12 protein-coding genes are annotated in these 15426 nt (G+C 56.3%); 10 read left to right on the forward strand and 2 right to left on the reverse strand.

Annotation, left to right across the window (positions count from 1 at the left end; all coding sequences use genetic code 11):
• Positions 1 to 86 precede the first annotated feature (86 nt).
• From ABC336_RS16470 to ABC336_RS16510, 9 genes are all read left to right on the forward strand, one after another.
• Entirely contained in the window at positions 87 to 1406 is a 1320-nt protein-coding gene (locus ABC336_RS16470; RefSeq protein WP_413239663.1) for an ABC transporter substrate-binding protein, read from the forward strand.
• A 131-nt stretch (positions 1407 to 1537) separates the two neighbouring features.
• A complete protein-coding gene (locus tag ABC336_RS16475; protein ID WP_413239664.1) occupies positions 1538 to 2488 on the forward strand; it encodes a carbohydrate ABC transporter permease in 951 nt (316 codons plus the stop codon).
• Positions 2485 to 3315 (forward strand): carbohydrate ABC transporter permease, encoded by an 831-nt coding sequence (locus ABC336_RS16480; protein WP_413239665.1) that lies wholly within the window; start codon positions 2485 to 2487, stop codon positions 3313 to 3315. Before ABC336_RS16475 ends, ABC336_RS16480 begins: the two co-directional genes overlap by 4 nt.
• A gap of 115 nt (positions 3316 to 3430) precedes the next feature.
• The gene (locus ABC336_RS16485) at positions 3431 to 4792 is read left to right on the forward strand and encodes a sulfatase family protein (RefSeq protein WP_413239666.1); all 1362 of its coding nucleotides are present in this window, start codon (positions 3431 to 3433) and stop codon (positions 4790 to 4792) included.
• A 125-nt stretch (positions 4793 to 4917) separates the two neighbouring features.
• On the forward strand, positions 4918 to 5766 hold the full coding sequence (locus ABC336_RS16490; RefSeq protein WP_413239667.1) for a helix-turn-helix domain-containing protein: 849 nt from the start codon (positions 4918 to 4920) through the stop codon (positions 5764 to 5766).
• 200 nt (positions 5767 to 5966) lie between these two features.
• Positions 5967 to 6407: a DUF6526 family protein gene (locus ABC336_RS16495; RefSeq protein WP_413239668.1), complete on the forward strand. Its 441-nt coding sequence runs from the start codon at positions 5967 to 5969 to the stop codon at positions 6405 to 6407.
• Between the two features lie 393 nt (positions 6408 to 6800).
• A complete protein-coding gene (locus tag ABC336_RS16500; RefSeq protein ID WP_413239669.1) occupies positions 6801 to 7661 on the forward strand; it encodes a helix-turn-helix transcriptional regulator in 861 nt (286 codons plus the stop codon).
• 248 nt (positions 7662 to 7909) lie between these two features.
• A complete protein-coding gene (locus ABC336_RS16505) occupies positions 7910 to 8113 on the forward strand; it encodes a transposase (RefSeq protein ID WP_413242538.1) in 204 nt (67 codons plus the stop codon).
• A 127-nt stretch (positions 8114 to 8240) separates the two neighbouring features.
• Positions 8241 to 8540: a hypothetical protein gene (locus ABC336_RS16510; RefSeq protein WP_413239670.1), complete on the forward strand. Its 300-nt coding sequence runs from the start codon at positions 8241 to 8243 to the stop codon at positions 8538 to 8540.
• A gap of 386 nt (positions 8541 to 8926) precedes the next feature.
• Here the strand turns inward: ABC336_RS16510 and ABC336_RS16515 are convergent, their stop codons facing one another.
• Together ABC336_RS16515 and ABC336_RS16520 are read right to left on the reverse strand one after the other, a co-directional pair.
• Positions 8927 to 9526 (reverse strand): hypothetical protein, encoded by a 600-nt coding sequence (locus ABC336_RS16515; RefSeq protein WP_413239671.1) that lies wholly within the window; start codon positions 9524 to 9526, stop codon positions 8927 to 8929.
• An 18-nt stretch (positions 9527 to 9544) separates the two neighbouring features.
• Positions 9545 to 10114 carry a hypothetical protein gene (locus ABC336_RS16520; RefSeq protein WP_413239672.1) on the reverse strand — a complete coding sequence of 190 codons (570 nt, stop codon included), beginning with the start codon at positions 10112 to 10114 and terminating at the stop codon, positions 9545 to 9547.
• A 758-nt stretch (positions 10115 to 10872) separates the two neighbouring features.
• Between ABC336_RS16520 and ABC336_RS16525 the strand changes: the two genes are divergently transcribed.
• A complete protein-coding gene (locus ABC336_RS16525) occupies positions 10873 to 15249 on the forward strand; it encodes an S-layer homology domain-containing protein (protein WP_413239673.1) in 4377 nt (1458 codons plus the stop codon).
• Positions 15250 to 15426: the final 177 nt, after the last annotated feature.

The following is a 15426-nucleotide window of genomic DNA, read 5'->3' on the forward strand; positions in this document are numbered from 1 at the left end:
ATGATACCTTTCGTCATTTTGTATGCCTTTTCATAACCGGCGTCCACAATTATAGTAAGAGTCAACCACAGATGAGGGGGCATAACATGACACGCAAAAAACTATGGTCTTCCGCGCTTAGCGCGATTCTGCTGACCGCCGTAATGGCCGGGTGCGCCGGCGGCAGCAACAGTCCTGACAGCACGAACAGTGGCAGCGGGGTTCCAGGCGAAGCCCAGCAGGATGTGACGCTGCGGTTCTCCTGGTGGGGCTCGGAGGTAAGGCACAAAGCGCTGCTGGAAGCTATCGACCTGTATATGGAAGGAAATCCGCATGTGACCATCGAACCGGAATATAGCGGCTTTGACGGGTACTATCAGAAGCTGGTGACGCAGTTTGCCGGCGGGACTGCCCCGGATCTGACGCCGCTGTCGATCGACTGGATCGACGAGCTTGCCGTGAAGAGTGACCTGGTCCTCGATCTGTACACGCTGGACGAGCACATCGATCTGGATGCCTTCGACGCCGAGTTCCTGGAACGCTACGCCGTATTCGACGGCAAGCTGGCAGGACTGCCGATGGGAGTCAACGGCATGGTCAATCTGTACAACAAGGACTTCTTCGAGCGCTTCGACATCCCGGAGGATACGCAGTGGGACTGGGAGACGATCCATGCGATCGGCAAGCGCATCCATGAGGAGGACCCAAGTGCTTATCTGCTCGGCATGTTCGATTACCGCACGTTCCTGCAGCCATTCGTGAACCAACAGACGGGCAACCAATGGATCCAGGACGACAAGACGCTGGGTTTTGAAGCCGAGGCGCTGGAAGCGGCCTTCGCCTATTATCAGCAGCTGCTGGACGACGGGGTGATGCAGCCAGTTGCAGAGAGCAGTCTCTACAAGGATCTGGCGGAGAACCTGCAGTGGCAGGAAGGGAACATCGGCATGATGTTCACGCTGGCCTCGACGATCGCCAAGGTCAAGACCTATACGCCCAATCTGGGAGTGAGCATGTACCCGGTGCCGGCAGACGCCCTCACCTCGGCGGTGCTCGTCAATCCGAGCAACCCGCTGGCGATCAGCAAGGCGTCCAAGCATCCTGAAGAGGCTGCCAAATTCGCCAGCTGGCTGCTTACCTCCTCCGAGGCAGCTGCCATCCTGAAGGATGTATACAGCGTGCCGATGGTAACTGCCAATGCAGAGCAGCTAGTCGCGGATGGCGCGATCGACCCGACCGTTGCCGAAGCGGTGCAGGTTGCCCTTGAGAATCCTGGCGATCCGGTCAACGGCTTAAGCAATAACCAAGAGCTCAACCAGATCGCCCAGGACATCCTGGATCGTGTCGCCTTCAAGCAGCTGACGCCAGGCCAGGCCGCTGCAGATCTGATGGCCCGTCTGGATGAGAAGCTCGGCACTATGCCGTAAATCGCTGCAAGGCAGTCACGCAGTCAAACCTCATGATGACGGCAGCCCCCGGGGAGGCGGCCCGCCGTCGGACATAATGAAGGGGCTGGGCGCCCATGCGTCCGCCCCGTAACAGACAAGGTGTGAGAAGGATGAGTAACCAACCGCCGCCTGCAGGCACCTCCGAGACGCCACAGCTGCAAGTCCCGCGGAAGCGCCGTGCCAGAGGAGAGCGCATCGGTCTTCTGTATATCAGTCCCTGGATCGTCGGTTTCATCGTGCTGACCCTGGTGCCGTTTATCGCTTCGCTCGTCTATTCCTTCACGGACTACAGTATGGTGAGGGAGCAGCAGTTCATCGGACTGGCCAACTACATCGAGATGTTTACCAAGGATCCGGTGTTCTACCAATCGCTTCGGGTCACGCTGCTCTACGTGCTGTTTGCCGTGCCGGCCAAGCTCGTCGTCGCTCTGCTCGTGGCGATGCTGCTGAACCGCCAGATGCGGGGTATGGGCATTTACCGGACGATCTACTATCTGCCCTCGATCCTGGGCGGCAGCGTCGCGGTATCCGTGTTGTGGCGTTTTCTGTTCATGCGAGAGGGACTTGTCAACGAGCTGCTGTCCTATCTGTCGCTGCCGCCGGTGAACTGGCTTGGCGATCCCGATCTGGCGCTGTTCACCATTGCCCTGTTGCCCGTATGGGAGTTCGGTTCATCGATGGTGCTGTTCCTGGCGGGGCTGAAGCAGGTGCCCAAGGAGCTGTATGAAGCGTCCAAGGTCGACGGAGCGGGCAAGGTGCGAACCTTTTTTTCCATCACCTTGCCGATGCTGACGCCGATCGTCCTGTTCAATCTGATCATGCAGACGATCAATGCCTTTCAGCAGTTCACCTCCGCCTTCGTTATTACGGACGGGGGCCCTATGAAGGCGACCTATCTGTACGGATTAATGCTATACGACAATGCGTTCCAGTTCTTCAGGATGGGCTACGCTTCGGCGCAATCGTGGGTGCTGTTCATCATCATCATGGCGTTTACGTTCGTCCTCTTCAAGAGCAGTAACCGCTGGACGCATTACGAGGACGGGGGGATGGAGAGGTGAGGTGGAGAAACGTTGGTTTCGTACTGCTGCTGTCGCTGCTTAGCATCCTGTTTCTGTATCCGCTGCTCTGGCTGGTATCGGCTTCGGTCAAGCCCAATAGCGAGATTTTCTCGACCATCGGACTGATCCCCTCGGAGATCGTCTGGGGCGCCTATGAGCGAGGCTGGGAGGGTGTGGGACGGACGAGCTTCAGCCGGTTTTTCGGCAATACGTTCCTGCTCGTTATCCCGGTCGTGCTCTTCACGATGATATCGAGCCTGGTCGTCGCTTACGGCTTTGCCCGGTTCAGGTTCCCGTTCAAAAAACTGTTCTTTGCCCTGATGATCTCCACGCTGATGCTGCCGGATGCCGTCATTATCATCCCGCGATATATCCTGTTCCGCAACTTCGGCTGGCTGAACACCTACCTGCCGTTCTATGTGCCGGCGATCTTCGCCGTCAACGCCTTCTTCATCTTCCTGATCGTGCAGTTCCTGCGGGGCATCCCCCGCGATCTCGATGAGGCGGCCGTCATCGATGGGTGCAACTCGTTCAGTACCTTGGTGCGTGTCCTGCTGCCGCTGTCAGTGCCAGCACTTATCTCGGTATGTATCTTCCAGTTTATCTGGACGTGGAATGAGTTTTTCAATGCGCTGATCTACATCAACAGCGTCTCCAAGTATACGGTTGCACTCGGATTGCGCATGGTGCTGGACAATGAAGGTGCCGTAAACTGGAACCAGGTGATGGCGATGTCAGTCGTGACGATCGTGCCTTGCATTATCGTATTCTTCTTGGCACAGCGCTATTTTGTAGAAGGGATTTCAACCACCGGACTAAAAGGGTAATCTCTGGGAGCGTGGGAAAAAAACAGTCCGCCTACATGCGCAGCAAAGCCGCGCATGCAGGCGGACTCCTGCACGTTATCCGCGTCAGAGGACAAGAGAGAAGGAGTGATGCAGCATGAATGCAGGCAAACAACCGAATGTCATCGTATTTTTCACCGATCAGCAGCGTTGGGACACCACGGGCATCCACGGCAATCCGCTCGGCTTGACACCGAATTTCGACAGCATGGCTGTCCGTGGCACTCATCTGGATTATGCCTTCACCTGTCAGCCGGTATGCGGGCCGGCCCGCTCCTGTCTGCAGACGGGGCTGTATGCGACAGAGACCGGCTGCTATACCAATGGCATCCCGCTGCCTGAGGATATGCCGACCCTCGCGAGCTACTACAATGCGGCTGGATACGAGACCGGCTACATCGGCAAGTGGCACTTGGCCTGCACTCGCGACCAGCCGGTGCCGAAGCAGCTGCGTGGCGGATACAAGCACTGGCTGGCCGCTGATGCGCTCGAGCATACGTCAGATGCCTATGAGACCATGCTTTATAACGAGGCTGGCGACCCGGTGCGGCTGCCCGGCTACCGGGTGGATGCGTTGACCGACGCAGCGATCCGCTTCATCGATCAGCGGAGCCGGGAGGACCATCCGTTCTTCCTCTTCCTCTCGTACCTGGAGCCACATCACCAGAACCACCGCGACGACTACCCTGCTCCTGATGTCTACCGCGATGCCTATACGTCCCGATGGACGCCGCCTGATCTGGCGGCGCTCACAGGTACGGCGCCGCAGCATCTGGGCGGCTACTACGGCATGGTGAAGCGGCTCGACGAAGCGCTCGGCCGCATCATGGACGCGCTGCGCAGCCTGTGCTTGACGGAGAAGACGATCATCCTGTTCACCTCGGATCATGGCTCGCACTTCAAGACGCGTAACAGCGAGTACAAGCGCTCATGCCATGAGAGCTCGATCCGCGTGCCGACGGCGCTCTATGGCCCAGGCTTCACCGGCGGCGGGCGCGTCGGTGAGCTGGTCAGTATTGTCGATCTCGTCCCGACCTTGCTGGAGGCCTCGGGCATCGAGGTGCCGACCCGCATGCAAGGCCGCTCGATTATGCCGCTGCTGCGCGGGGCGCGTGCGGACTGGCCGCAGGAGGTGTTCGTGCAGATCAGCGAGTCGCAGGTCGCTCGTTCCATCCGCACGCACCGTTGGAAGTACAGTGTCAGCGCGCCTGATGCCGACCCGCTGCGGGATGCGTCTGCACCGCGTTACCGCGAAGAATTCCTATACGATCTGTACGCGGATCCTTATGAGCTGACTAACCTCGTCGGGTATGCATCGCACTGCGGGGTAGCGAATACGCTGCGCGAAACACTGATCCGGCGCATGGTCGAGGCGGGCGAGGCGGAGCCGGTCATCGAGTCTGCCGAGCCGCTCACCGCCGACCAGCGGAAAGTCTATCCGCACGAGTATCAGGCGTGAAGGAGGGCGCTTGAGAACCTGGCACCTCACAGGGGATCGCTCTGGACCTGATGGTGCACTTGACGGACAGGTGGAAATGGTCTATCACTAGGAGAAAGAGTTTTTTCCGAAGAGGGGGCCTCTCCATGAAAGTCAGCCGCAGAATCGAGCAGACGCCGGGGACGTTGTTTTTTCAGCCGGACTTTCCCTTCTATTTGAACCGGATTCAGGAGTCGTTCCATCTGATGGAGCATACGCACGATTTCTATGAGGTCTGCTACGTGGCAGAAGGCCGCGGCTACCATCATATCAGCGACCAGATCCTGCCCGTGCGGCGCGGCGACCTGTTCTGGATCCCGATCGGCACCTCGCACGTCTTTCGGCCGTCGGATGCCAGAGGACGCGATCCGCTGATTGTCTACAACTGTCTTTTCAAAGAGGAAGCGTTCCTGCGGGTGACCGATGAGGAGGGACAGCTGCAAGGGATGCGCCAGATAACGGACTGGCAGCACCTGCAGGAGCGGGGGGCGGAGTTCGCCCAGCTGTTCGAGCCGATGCTGCGGGAGTTCCTCGGGCGGCAGCCGGGCTATCGGCTGTGGGTGCAGAGCGACTGGTGCAGGCTGATGATCCTGCTGCATCGCCACTTATCCGATCCTGAGCCTGCAGCCCGTTCTTCACGGGTACTGCAGGAGCTGCTCGATCAGGTCACCTTGTATCCGGAACGGAGCTATACATTGGCCTGGGCGGCGGACTATCTCGGCTGGAGCGTGCGGCATACGCAGCGTCAGGTGAAGGCGCAGACGGGCGTGTCGTTCAAAACCTATGTGCACAATAGTAAAATTCATGCCTGCTGCGCGCGGCTGCGGGATTCGGACGATGCGATTCCCGAGATCGCCCGGGCCGCCGGCTTCCAGGATCTGAAGCACTTCCATGCCCTCTTCAAGCGCAAGACGGGCATGACGCCGGGGCAGTACAGGAAGGAGCACGGGAACTAGGTGCGCTGGTATTAAACTGCCAAACGGCAGTAGTATGGCCCGGTAGCCGGACAGTGCGCCGAAATAACTGCCGAACGGCAGTTGGATGGCCTGTTCATGCCGTCGCTCTGCGATGGTGCACGCCTCCGTGATTGGGGTAATCAAAGGAAATGTGTGTCTGCTAGTAGTAGAGGCAAGCCATCTGACAAGGGGGTCGTCCCATGAGCATGAAGCAACCGAAGACATCCACGTTTCTGAGGTTTGACTGGCCGTATCACTTCGTCACCTTGCCGCTGGCGCTCGTACTGTTGGTCTGCTCCGTGCTGCTGCTCATTCGGACAGCGCGGCAGGGTGGCGACAACGGCCTGGCGCTGCTGATCGCCGGATTTGCCCTGGCGCTTGTATTCGCACTGATGCGGATGCGCCGCTATGCGACCAAGACGCAGGATCGGATCGTCCGCATCGAGGAGCAGTTCCGCCATTACCGTCTGACGGGCCAGCCGTTGGATGATCGGCTCACGATCCAGCAGATCATCGCTCTGCGCAATGCCGGCGACGACGAGTTCCCGGCGCTCTGCCGGCAGGCCGTGGACGAACGCCTGGAGCCGTCAGCGATCCGTGAGCAGATCGGCAACTGGCGGGAGGACACGATGCGCATCTAGTGTGGAGGGGAGGCTGAGCCTCCCTTTTTGCGTTGAGTCGGCAGCGGCAGGAAAGGTCGTTGCAGCAGCACCAGCCGAAGATTGCGCCGCAGTAGCGGCAGAAAGGGTTGCTGCAGCCGCCCGAGCCTGCGAATGCGCCACAGTAGCGGCAGAAAAAGTTGCTGGAAGGGGCCGGGTCAGCGCTAGCGTCGCTCCAGCGGCAGAGAGGGTCGCTGCTGCCGGCCGCAGTCTCCATTTGCTCTCTCAATCCGCGGTCGCAATCTCTCTACTACTCCCTGCCAAGCCATGTTCAGCGCGCCTGGAATAGTGTACGATGGAAGTAACGGAGAACTGCCGCGAAGCGAAGGTGCGCTGCGCTGGTTCCTCCTCCGAAGGCCGAAGTGGGGTGGACGTATGCTGTTGGAGATCGACACGGAAGGACACGATATATACCTGTACGAGAAGAAGCATTCGCAGAAGTACGAGTTTGCGGATCATTATCATAATATTCATCAGATCGTCTATGCGCTGGAGGGTACCGGCACGGTGGCGTTTGAGGGCCGTCAGCATACGATCAGCCCTGGCAAGGCAGCGATTATCACGCCGGGCACGGTGCATTCGATCCGCTCGGATTCGCGGCTGACGCTGCTGGTGGTGGCGCTGTCGGATCAGACGTTCCTGCAGGGCGAGCTCGCCAGCCGCGTGCTCCGGCATGCCCGGGTGATCTCGCTGTCCGCCCATCTGGACAACGAGATCCGCCGCTTGCTGCGGACGATGCTGTTCGAGCAGGCGCGGCGTTCTGACTTCTATACGATCGCCCTCAGCTGCCACTTGACCGAGATCTGCCTGATCTTCCACCGGACGCTCCAGACGGAAGACCAGGGCGTCGATCTCAACTATGTGCGCGCCGAGAGCATCCGCGACTACATCGATATGTACTTCTACGATATTAGCAACCTGACGAGCGATATCGGCAGCAAGCTGAACATCAGCTCCCGCCACGCCGACAACATCTTCAAGGAGTATTATCATGTGACGCCCCGCAAGTATCTGACCGAGGTGCGCATCGAGCACTCCCGCAAGCAGCTGGCAGAGACCGACAAGGATATCGTCACGATCTGCTTCGAGGCGGGGTACGAGAACCTGTCGACGTTCTACCGGACGTTCAAAAATGCGACCGGCTTATCCCCCAACAAATACCGGCAGACGTACAACGAGCAGTTCCACGCCGAGCAGCATATGGCGCCAGCCGACGAAGCAGATGAACTGATGTGAGATGGCGGCGTTTACCACGCTCTTCCCGTGCACGCGACGGGGAGAGCTTTTTTGTTGTTTAGCGTGCCCAGAAGGCATGCATTCTCTAGCTGGTGAAAGACCAGTCGCGGGAGCCCCCGCGTAGCTTGGATTCTTGCGCATGGCGAAATCTGTGCGTAAAAGCGAATCGACTAAAGTACCTGTCGGAGACAGGGCGAGCGACATGCAAGGCCGTAACATGAAGTGAATCCTGCCGCATCGTCAAAACGCTGGAATGGTTCCCGGAGGATGAGGAGGTCAAAATGCTGGTGAATCAGTTGTATCAAAGATACCCGCACGGATTTTACATGAATGCAGAACAACGGATGAAGGATGCCCGTGGAGCAGCAAAATACATTGGGCGTTATTTGGCACGTCCGGCGATCGCGGAGTATCATGAAATACGACTATCATCAGGTGCATTATTGATATGAGGATCATCAGGCCGGGAAGCGAATCGATGTCGTCGCTCCGGTCATGAAAGTTATTTACGATCTGGTCCAGTACATCCCGCCCAAACATTTTCGCATGGTAGGTAGGTACGGTTTGTACAGTAGGAGTATGAATAAAGAGTCGCAGAAGATCATTAATTTGTGGCGATACATGGTGCATAAGCAAATCGAAATGACGTTTCCCCCGAAAGAGACGAGAAAAAAGACTTATCGTCAGCGGATGCTGGAAACGTATGAGCGAGACCCCATAGCCTGTCCTTGCTGCAAGCATGCGATGTTGCTTGTTATTATTTGGCATGCAGACTACGGCCGAATTTATTATTATGATGAGGAAAGTGAACGAGCCAATCAAAAGAGATGGGGGATTCGAAGGAATGGATGGAAGAAAAAACAAGGCACAGGAGCATGACGACGTGTGGTATCCCTTTGAAGATGACGAAGAAGAAGTATTTATCGATTACGTGTGCGAAGCCTGTGGTTGCTTGGATCCCGTCCCAGACTTTATCGTTGGCGAATGTTCGTATGGATTGAAGCCCGGGGAGAGCCCGGTATTTGTTTGTCCGGAATGTAATGGAAACTTGGTGAGAAAAGAAAAGCCGGCGACAGAGTAGTCGCCGGCAAGTACGCTATGTCACCGTTAGGTGATTTTGTTCCTCCAGTCACGATAAAGCTCACTACAAGCCAGACCTCCCAACTAAAAAATCAAATGTCTGTATTTCAACAGTAGGAGTTGAAGGAAGAATAGGATGTATTGACCATTTTTCCTAATAGTGTGTAGTTAGATGATTATTCACTTTATTTAGCCGATTGTAGTAGTGAACCGTATTTTTCCATTACTTCTTGAGTAAAATCATTCCCATGCACATGATCGTGTTCGTGTTCTTGTGCATGTGTACTCTCATCTTCATACTTTCCGCCATTGCCAATAACAAAATAAAGTCCGGCATCATTTTTCATAAGAAAAAGAATATAATTCTTAGTGACTTCAACTTCACTATATCCGTTTCTGCTTAAAACAACGTCTGATCCTTTTTCTTTAGCTATAGAAATTGGTTCACCTATATCTATTTTTTGTCCATCAGTTATTGAGGTGCCTTTAATAACCTTTTTAATTTCTATTGTTGTTTCTGTGTAAAAATCTTGAATTGCGCCATCATTGAATTTTGTGGTTACGTGCTTTCTATCTCGAAAATCATTTACAGGTGAAGCAACAACGATTAAGTCAGCAGCTTCTTCCAAACGTTCGAGAGTTTCAAAAGTTACATAGTTTGATTCAATAGTAACACGTCTTAAATCTTGATCCTTACCACTATAAACCGTGAAGCTTAGTCCTATGGTAACTACTATCAATCCTATGATGAATATATTTTTTTTTGTTAAAAAAGTCTTAATCATAGATATCATTCCTCTCTTTTAGTTTCCCCATTTTGCGATTAACTCTTGTCTATCGTAAGCTGTCGGACCGATTGACTGTATACCTGTATGCATAATTGAGGGACTTGTGGTGGCAGGTGGATTAACACTCCCTGGATGACCTAACTTCAAAGCATGACCAACTTCATGTGTTGCATTTCCTACCCTTTGTCCAGGTGTCATATTATAATTGTTCATTGTGTTATCATATATAGCGATATTGGCATGATGCCAATTGGCGTGAATTGACACAGAACCACCTGTACTGTTGTATGGCATAACTTGACCCAATAGCGTTGGATCAGAAGTCACGCCTACATAGTATTTATCCATTCTTGGGTGATTTCCATTTGAAAATGCAACTTTTGGTGTTATACCCGTCCAGTTAGCTCTGGCAGAATCATAGGTGCCAGTATAACCATAAATAGCTACTGATGAGTCATAAGTGTAGACTTGTATTCCTGCCCAGTTCTTAGTTCCCCCCCAAATGTCTGCATATGCAACAGAAGATACAGAAATTAGTGCTACAAGCGTGGCTAAATAAACAGCGATTTTCTTTGTCTTCATCATTTAATCACTCCCAATAATTTTTATCCTGCATAAAATTAATTATCCATAAATTCCATTTATCCTCCTAGAATCAAAAAAAAGTAATATAGAAGTATACTGGTATGTTGTGATGTTATTACATATTGGTTTTATTTCCGATAATGTGTAAGACAAATGTGGGTTGAAAGAAGGGAGGAAGATGTTTCCTGACCACTTTAGGGTCATTAGATTTTTATTCTTGTGTGTAAAAGAACTGATAATTTTCTTGACGATGTTAAGTCCCATTTTGTTGCAAATATTTCCTAAATTCCGGTTTATGGCCGCTCTATGGCCGAGATTGTGAAAATTCGCCCAACCAGGGGTAAAAGGTTACTTGAGTCCGTTCGAATGGTTGGTCCGATCAGTTGGCTCCTGCCGGGGGGTGTCCCGATAGCGGCATTGTGTCCGCACTCCAAGCCAATCTGCGTTAGCAGGGGGTGTTCAGTTCTAAGCGTATATGTTTTCACCTATAAACCAGTTTAGAATTCTCCGACAAAGCGCTTCACACGTCCTACGAGTTTTGCGGAGCAAAACCAGCTTCGTAAGCAAGCGCTTAGGACGACGAAGTTGTCTTTGTTTATAGCCCATTTTATGCAATCCGGATTGCCGATCCAAAGATTGGATAGTCCCGGATCCCATGATCGGCTAGGCTATGTGGAAGGCCGGCGGTATCCCTCTTGCCCCATTTCCGTTACGATGTTGACGATTGTAAAGCGACATCTAATCAGGGAGGTTGAGCAATGGGTAGCAAAAACAAGCTCTGGATCCTGCTGCTGGTATGGATACTGACAGTGGGGCACGCGCTGCCGCTGCTGGCTGCTGCAGAAGCGGGGGAGCAGGCGGCTGACAGTCTCGCGGCTGACCAGCCGATCACACTTCTGCCGACAGACGATGCTTTCGTCGAGGGACAGGCCGGCCGGCAGGACAACACGAATGGTTCGAGCGGGGAGCTGCAGCTGGCTCATGACGGTCATGCCAACCCGCGCACCGTCTACCTGAAATTCGACTTGAGCGCCGTTGATCTGACGGACATCCGGTCGGCGGCCCTGCAATTGTACAACATCGACACCAGGTACAACCGGACGGTCACGGCTCACAAGACAGCAGGCAATGCCACGAACTGGGATGAGCTGACGCTGACGGCCAACAACGCCCCGGCGGCGGGGGAGATCATCCTCGGTAGTGACGGTACGCCGGCCTCGGCCCAGATCCTGCAGATCGGCACCAGTCCGGAGACCCGGCTTGAGGGCGCCTCCTACTACTCGCTTGATGTTTACAGTTATCTGCAAGAGGCAGGCGAAGACGGGCTGCTATCGATCGTTATCCGCAGCAACGGGTTCACGGCGTTTGCCAGCAAGGAATACCAGAACGGCGAGTTTCCGCCGCTCCTCACCCTCAGTACAGAGGAGCCGGAAGAGCCTGAGGAGGAGTCCCACAAGCTGCTGGAGCCGGACGGACGCAGCGTGCTGTATCCCGAGGACTGGTATCCCGGCTACGGCGATGACGAAGGCCGTTTCCTTCATGATTTCTCCTACGCCGGCTACCGGATGGGCGAAGTGCCGATCCCGGACACCGTGCCAGGGGACATCATCCATGTGACACAGGCTCCCTACCATGCGGACAACACCGGCGCGGAGGATGCAACGGCGGCGATCCAGCAAGCGATCGATGATGTGGGTGACGCAGGCGGGGGCGTCGTCTATCTGCCGCCGGGCACCTATCGGGTGAAGCCGCAAGGGGTGAACAACCAGGCGCTGAAGATCAACCAGAACGGCGTCGTGCTGCGCGGGGCAGGCCCGGAGGCCACCTTCCTGTTCAACGACGAGCCTGTCATGCGAGGCAAAGACATCATCACGGTCACCTCGGAGGGCAATCAGTTTCTCGGCATCCAGGGGACGGAAACGCTGCTCCGCCAGGATCTGCATGAGCCGACGATGCTGATCCCCGTACAAGATACGGCCGGACTGGCAGCCGGGGACTGGATCGCGATCAGCAACAGGTATACGGCAGCGTTCATCGAAGAGCATGATATGACAGGCTGGTGGAATATCTATGAAGGCAATGAAGGGGTAACCTTCTACAGGCAGGTGGTGGCGGTCGACCATGACTCACGTACGATTGCGATCGATATCCCGACCCGTTATCCGCTCAATACGCGGGATCATGCCAGCGTATATAAGCTGAATCCGCCTGTACGCGAGGTAGGGGTAGAGCATCTGTCCATCGGCAATGCGGAGAACCTGACGCCGGGGATCGGCGAAGCGGACAACACGGTAGAGGGCACGGCCGGCTATCAGGTGGCGGGCACCAAGGCGGTCCGGTTCGTCCGGGTCGTGGATGCCTGGGCCCGCAATGTCCATTCCTACCGCCCGCCGTCCAACTCCGCGGGATATGACTATCATATCCTCTCGAGCGGGATCGTGACGTCTAACTCGCGCAATGTCACGATTGCGGACAGCGATATGAGGAAGCCGCTCTATCGCGGCGCCGGCGGCAACGGGTATCTGTATGAGCTGGTCGGCAATGACAATCTGATCGTGAATTCGCGTGCGGAGGAAGGACGGCACAATTATACATTTTCGCATATGCGAACCAGCGGCAATGTGATCCGGGACTCGGTCTCCGTGAACCCGACGCATGTCATCGACTTCCATCAATATCTCAGCATGTCCAACTTGCTCGAAGGCATGATACTGGACGGGGATACGATCGAGGCGAGCGTCCGGCCTTATCCGTCCAGCAGTCCCACGTACAAGCACGGACAGACGACCTCGCAGACAGTGATCTGGAACACGACTGGTGTGCGCGCGCATCCGAATCTCGGCGGGATCGCGGTCGATTCCAGACAGCATGGCCACGGCTACGTCATCGGCACGCAAGGTCAGGATACCGAGGTTCGAGTGACACCAGTCTTGCATGCCGGACGGAATACAGCGCCGGTCGATTTCACAGAGGGGATCGGCCAAGGAGCCGAGCTGCTGCCGCAATCGCTGTACGGGGATCAATGGCAGCAGCGGCAGGCAAGAGAGCCGGTAGCTCTGCAGTCGATCCAGCTCAACGGCAATCCGGTGGCTGGCTTCCAGTCCGGCAGGCGCGAGTATGCGGTGATGCTGCCTTACGGCACCGAAGCGCATCCTGACATCACAGTGGCGACTGCTGCTCCCGGTGCTGCAGTTGAGGTGATCGACGCCTCCTCTTTGCCAGGTGTCGCGCTCATCCGCGTCACCTCGCAAGATGGTGCGCAGTCGGCCGAATACAGGCTGCACCTGTCGGCTGCATCCGAGCCGGCGGTATTGGAGCAGATCGCGGTACTGCCGGACAGGACGAAGCCGGGATGGAAGTCCGGCCTCAAGCTGGATGAGGGCAGCACCGCCTGGCTCTATATTACCGGCATGATGTCTGACGGCACGGAAGCCGATCTGAGCAGGGCTGAGATCCATTATGGCTCTGATCAAGAAGAGCTGCTGACGGTCAGCGGGGAAGGGCAAGTCACAGCGGTTGCTGCGGGGACGGCCAACATCCAGGTCCGGGTGGTCCTGGATGGCACCGAGCTGAGCCGGACACTGGCGGTGACAGCATCCGTGCCTGTGCATACCGAGCTTGAGAGCCTGCCTATCGTGGCAGTCACCTCCAGCGGGGATGACGGGAACATCGTGGAGAACGTCATCGATGACGATTACGATACCCGTTGGTCTGCCAGCGGCGAAGGTCAGTGGATGATCGCTGACCTGGGCGAGATCCGGCGCATCGGCTCGGCCAGCATTGCTTTCTACAACGGGCATACGCGCCGCTCGATCTTCGAGCTCGATGTGTCCCGAGATGGCGAGACATGGATCCGCGTGGTGGAGAAGGTTGATGAGGGCAATTCGAGCGGAACGACATCGGTATTCGAACGGTTCGTATTCGCAGCCCCGCAAGAGGCGAGATATGTAAGGTACGTCGGATACGGCAACAGCGCCAATGCGTGGAACAGCATCACGGAGCTGCGTATACATCCGGAGCCGGCCATTGATCCTCCGGGCAGCGGCGACAGTGGTGGCGGCGGTGGCGGTGGTTATATACCGGCTCCTCCTGTGCCGCCGTCTGTGCCCCCGGTAGATGGAGCTTCGGATCAGCCTGGCCGCATCACCGCAGCCTTCACCGGCCCAGCCCGCCTGATCACGACGGAGCGGGCGGTGATCGAGGCGCCGGGCCATATGTTTGACGGTTATGAGCTGGCGGAGGGCAGCGCGGTGACCTTTATCGTGTCCGTGCTGCCGCCAGACGATATCGCGGGGCTGCAGCCCCTAGCGCGCCGGGCCATCGGTGCCCGGGAGGTCGTCTCCATCGTCGCGACGACGGGTGGCGAGCCGCTGGACTGGAGCAATCGGGATGCAGCGGTTACGGTGAGTCTGCCATACGAGCCCACGGCATCGGAGCTCGCTGAGCCGCTGCTGCTGGAGAAGCTCACCGTCTGGCAGATCGCCGAGGACGGGACGATCCGGCCGATTCCGAATGCCGTCTATGACCAGGATGCAGGCAGCATGATCTTCCGTACGACGACTCTGGGCCATTTCGCCATTGCGCTGCAAGAGAAGTCTTTCCAGGACATCACAGAGCATCACTGGGCGATAGCGGCAGTCGAGGTGCTGGCTGCACGCGGTGTCATCAACGGCATGTCAGAGGTCAGCTATGCTCCCGCCCTGCCGATCCGCAGGGCAGACCTCGCGATGCTGCTCATGGATGCGCTTGGCTTCTCGGCGACGGCGGCGGGAGCGGGCTTCCCGGATGTGGCCGATGACGCATACTACACCGACCGGGTAACGGCGGCTGCCCGTCTGGGCATCATCACCGGCAGAGATGACGGGCGTTTCGACCCTGCGGCGAGCATCACCCGTCAAGAGATGTTCGTCATGATGGCCAGAGCGATGCAGGCGGCCGGCAGACTGGAGCTTGGTCGGCAGACGTCCTCCACGCCTTTCACCGACTGGAGCGACGTGGCCCCATACGCCGCAGACGCGACCGCAGCACTCACTGCCATGGGCCTGATCCAGGGGCATGAAGGACAGCTCCGGCCGGCAGACACCATCACCCGTGCCGAAGCGGCGGTCCTCTTATACAGAATGCTGAAGCGCTAGCCAGCGACTTACCTCTCTTATAGCCGCAGGTCTTGATACCGTTCAAGGGTTCAGGACCTGCGCTTTCTTGTCCCCGGGAGAGATGCAAAATACACAAGACCACCTAAAAAAAACAACAAAGATATAAGGGAGATCGTAGTAAGATTTACGTGAGAACCTTGCGGATGCCGCCCAACC

It is taken from the genome of Paenibacillus jepli, assembly GCF_047238105.1.
Taxonomy (GTDB): Bacteria; Bacillota; Bacilli; order Paenibacillales; family Paenibacillaceae; genus Paenibacillus_D.

Bases quoted from the DNA above. Each gene is read 5' to 3' on its own strand.
- ABC336_RS16490 (WP_413239667.1), top strand. From the start codon at position 4,918: ATGAAAGTCAGCCGCAGAATCGAGCAGACGCCGGGGACGTTGTTTTTT.
- ABC336_RS16495 (WP_413239668.1), top strand. From the start codon at position 5,967: ATGAGCATGAAGCAACCGAAGACATCCACGTTTCTGAGGTTTGACTGG.
- ABC336_RS16500 (WP_413239669.1), top strand. From the start codon at position 6,801: ATGCTGTTGGAGATCGACACGGAAGGACACGATATATACCTGTACGAG.
- ABC336_RS16510 (WP_413239670.1), top strand. From the start codon at position 8,241: ATGAATAAAGAGTCGCAGAAGATCATTAATTTGTGGCGATACATGGTG.
- ABC336_RS16485 (WP_413239666.1), top strand. From the start codon at position 3,431: ATGAATGCAGGCAAACAACCGAATGTCATCGTATTTTTCACCGATCAG.
- ABC336_RS16515 (WP_413239671.1), bottom strand. From the start codon at position 9,526: ATGATTAAGACTTTTTTAACAAAAAAAAATATATTCATCATAGGATTG.
- ABC336_RS16520 (WP_413239672.1), bottom strand. From the start codon at position 10,114: ATGATGAAGACAAAGAAAATCGCTGTTTATTTAGCCACGCTTGTAGCA.
- ABC336_RS16475 (WP_413239664.1), top strand. From the start codon at position 1,538: ATGAGTAACCAACCGCCGCCTGCAGGCACCTCCGAGACGCCACAGCTG.
- ABC336_RS16525 (WP_413239673.1), top strand. From the start codon at position 10,873: ATGGGTAGCAAAAACAAGCTCTGGATCCTGCTGCTGGTATGGATACTG.
- ABC336_RS16470 (WP_413239663.1), top strand. From the start codon at position 87: ATGACACGCAAAAAACTATGGTCTTCCGCGCTTAGCGCGATTCTGCTG.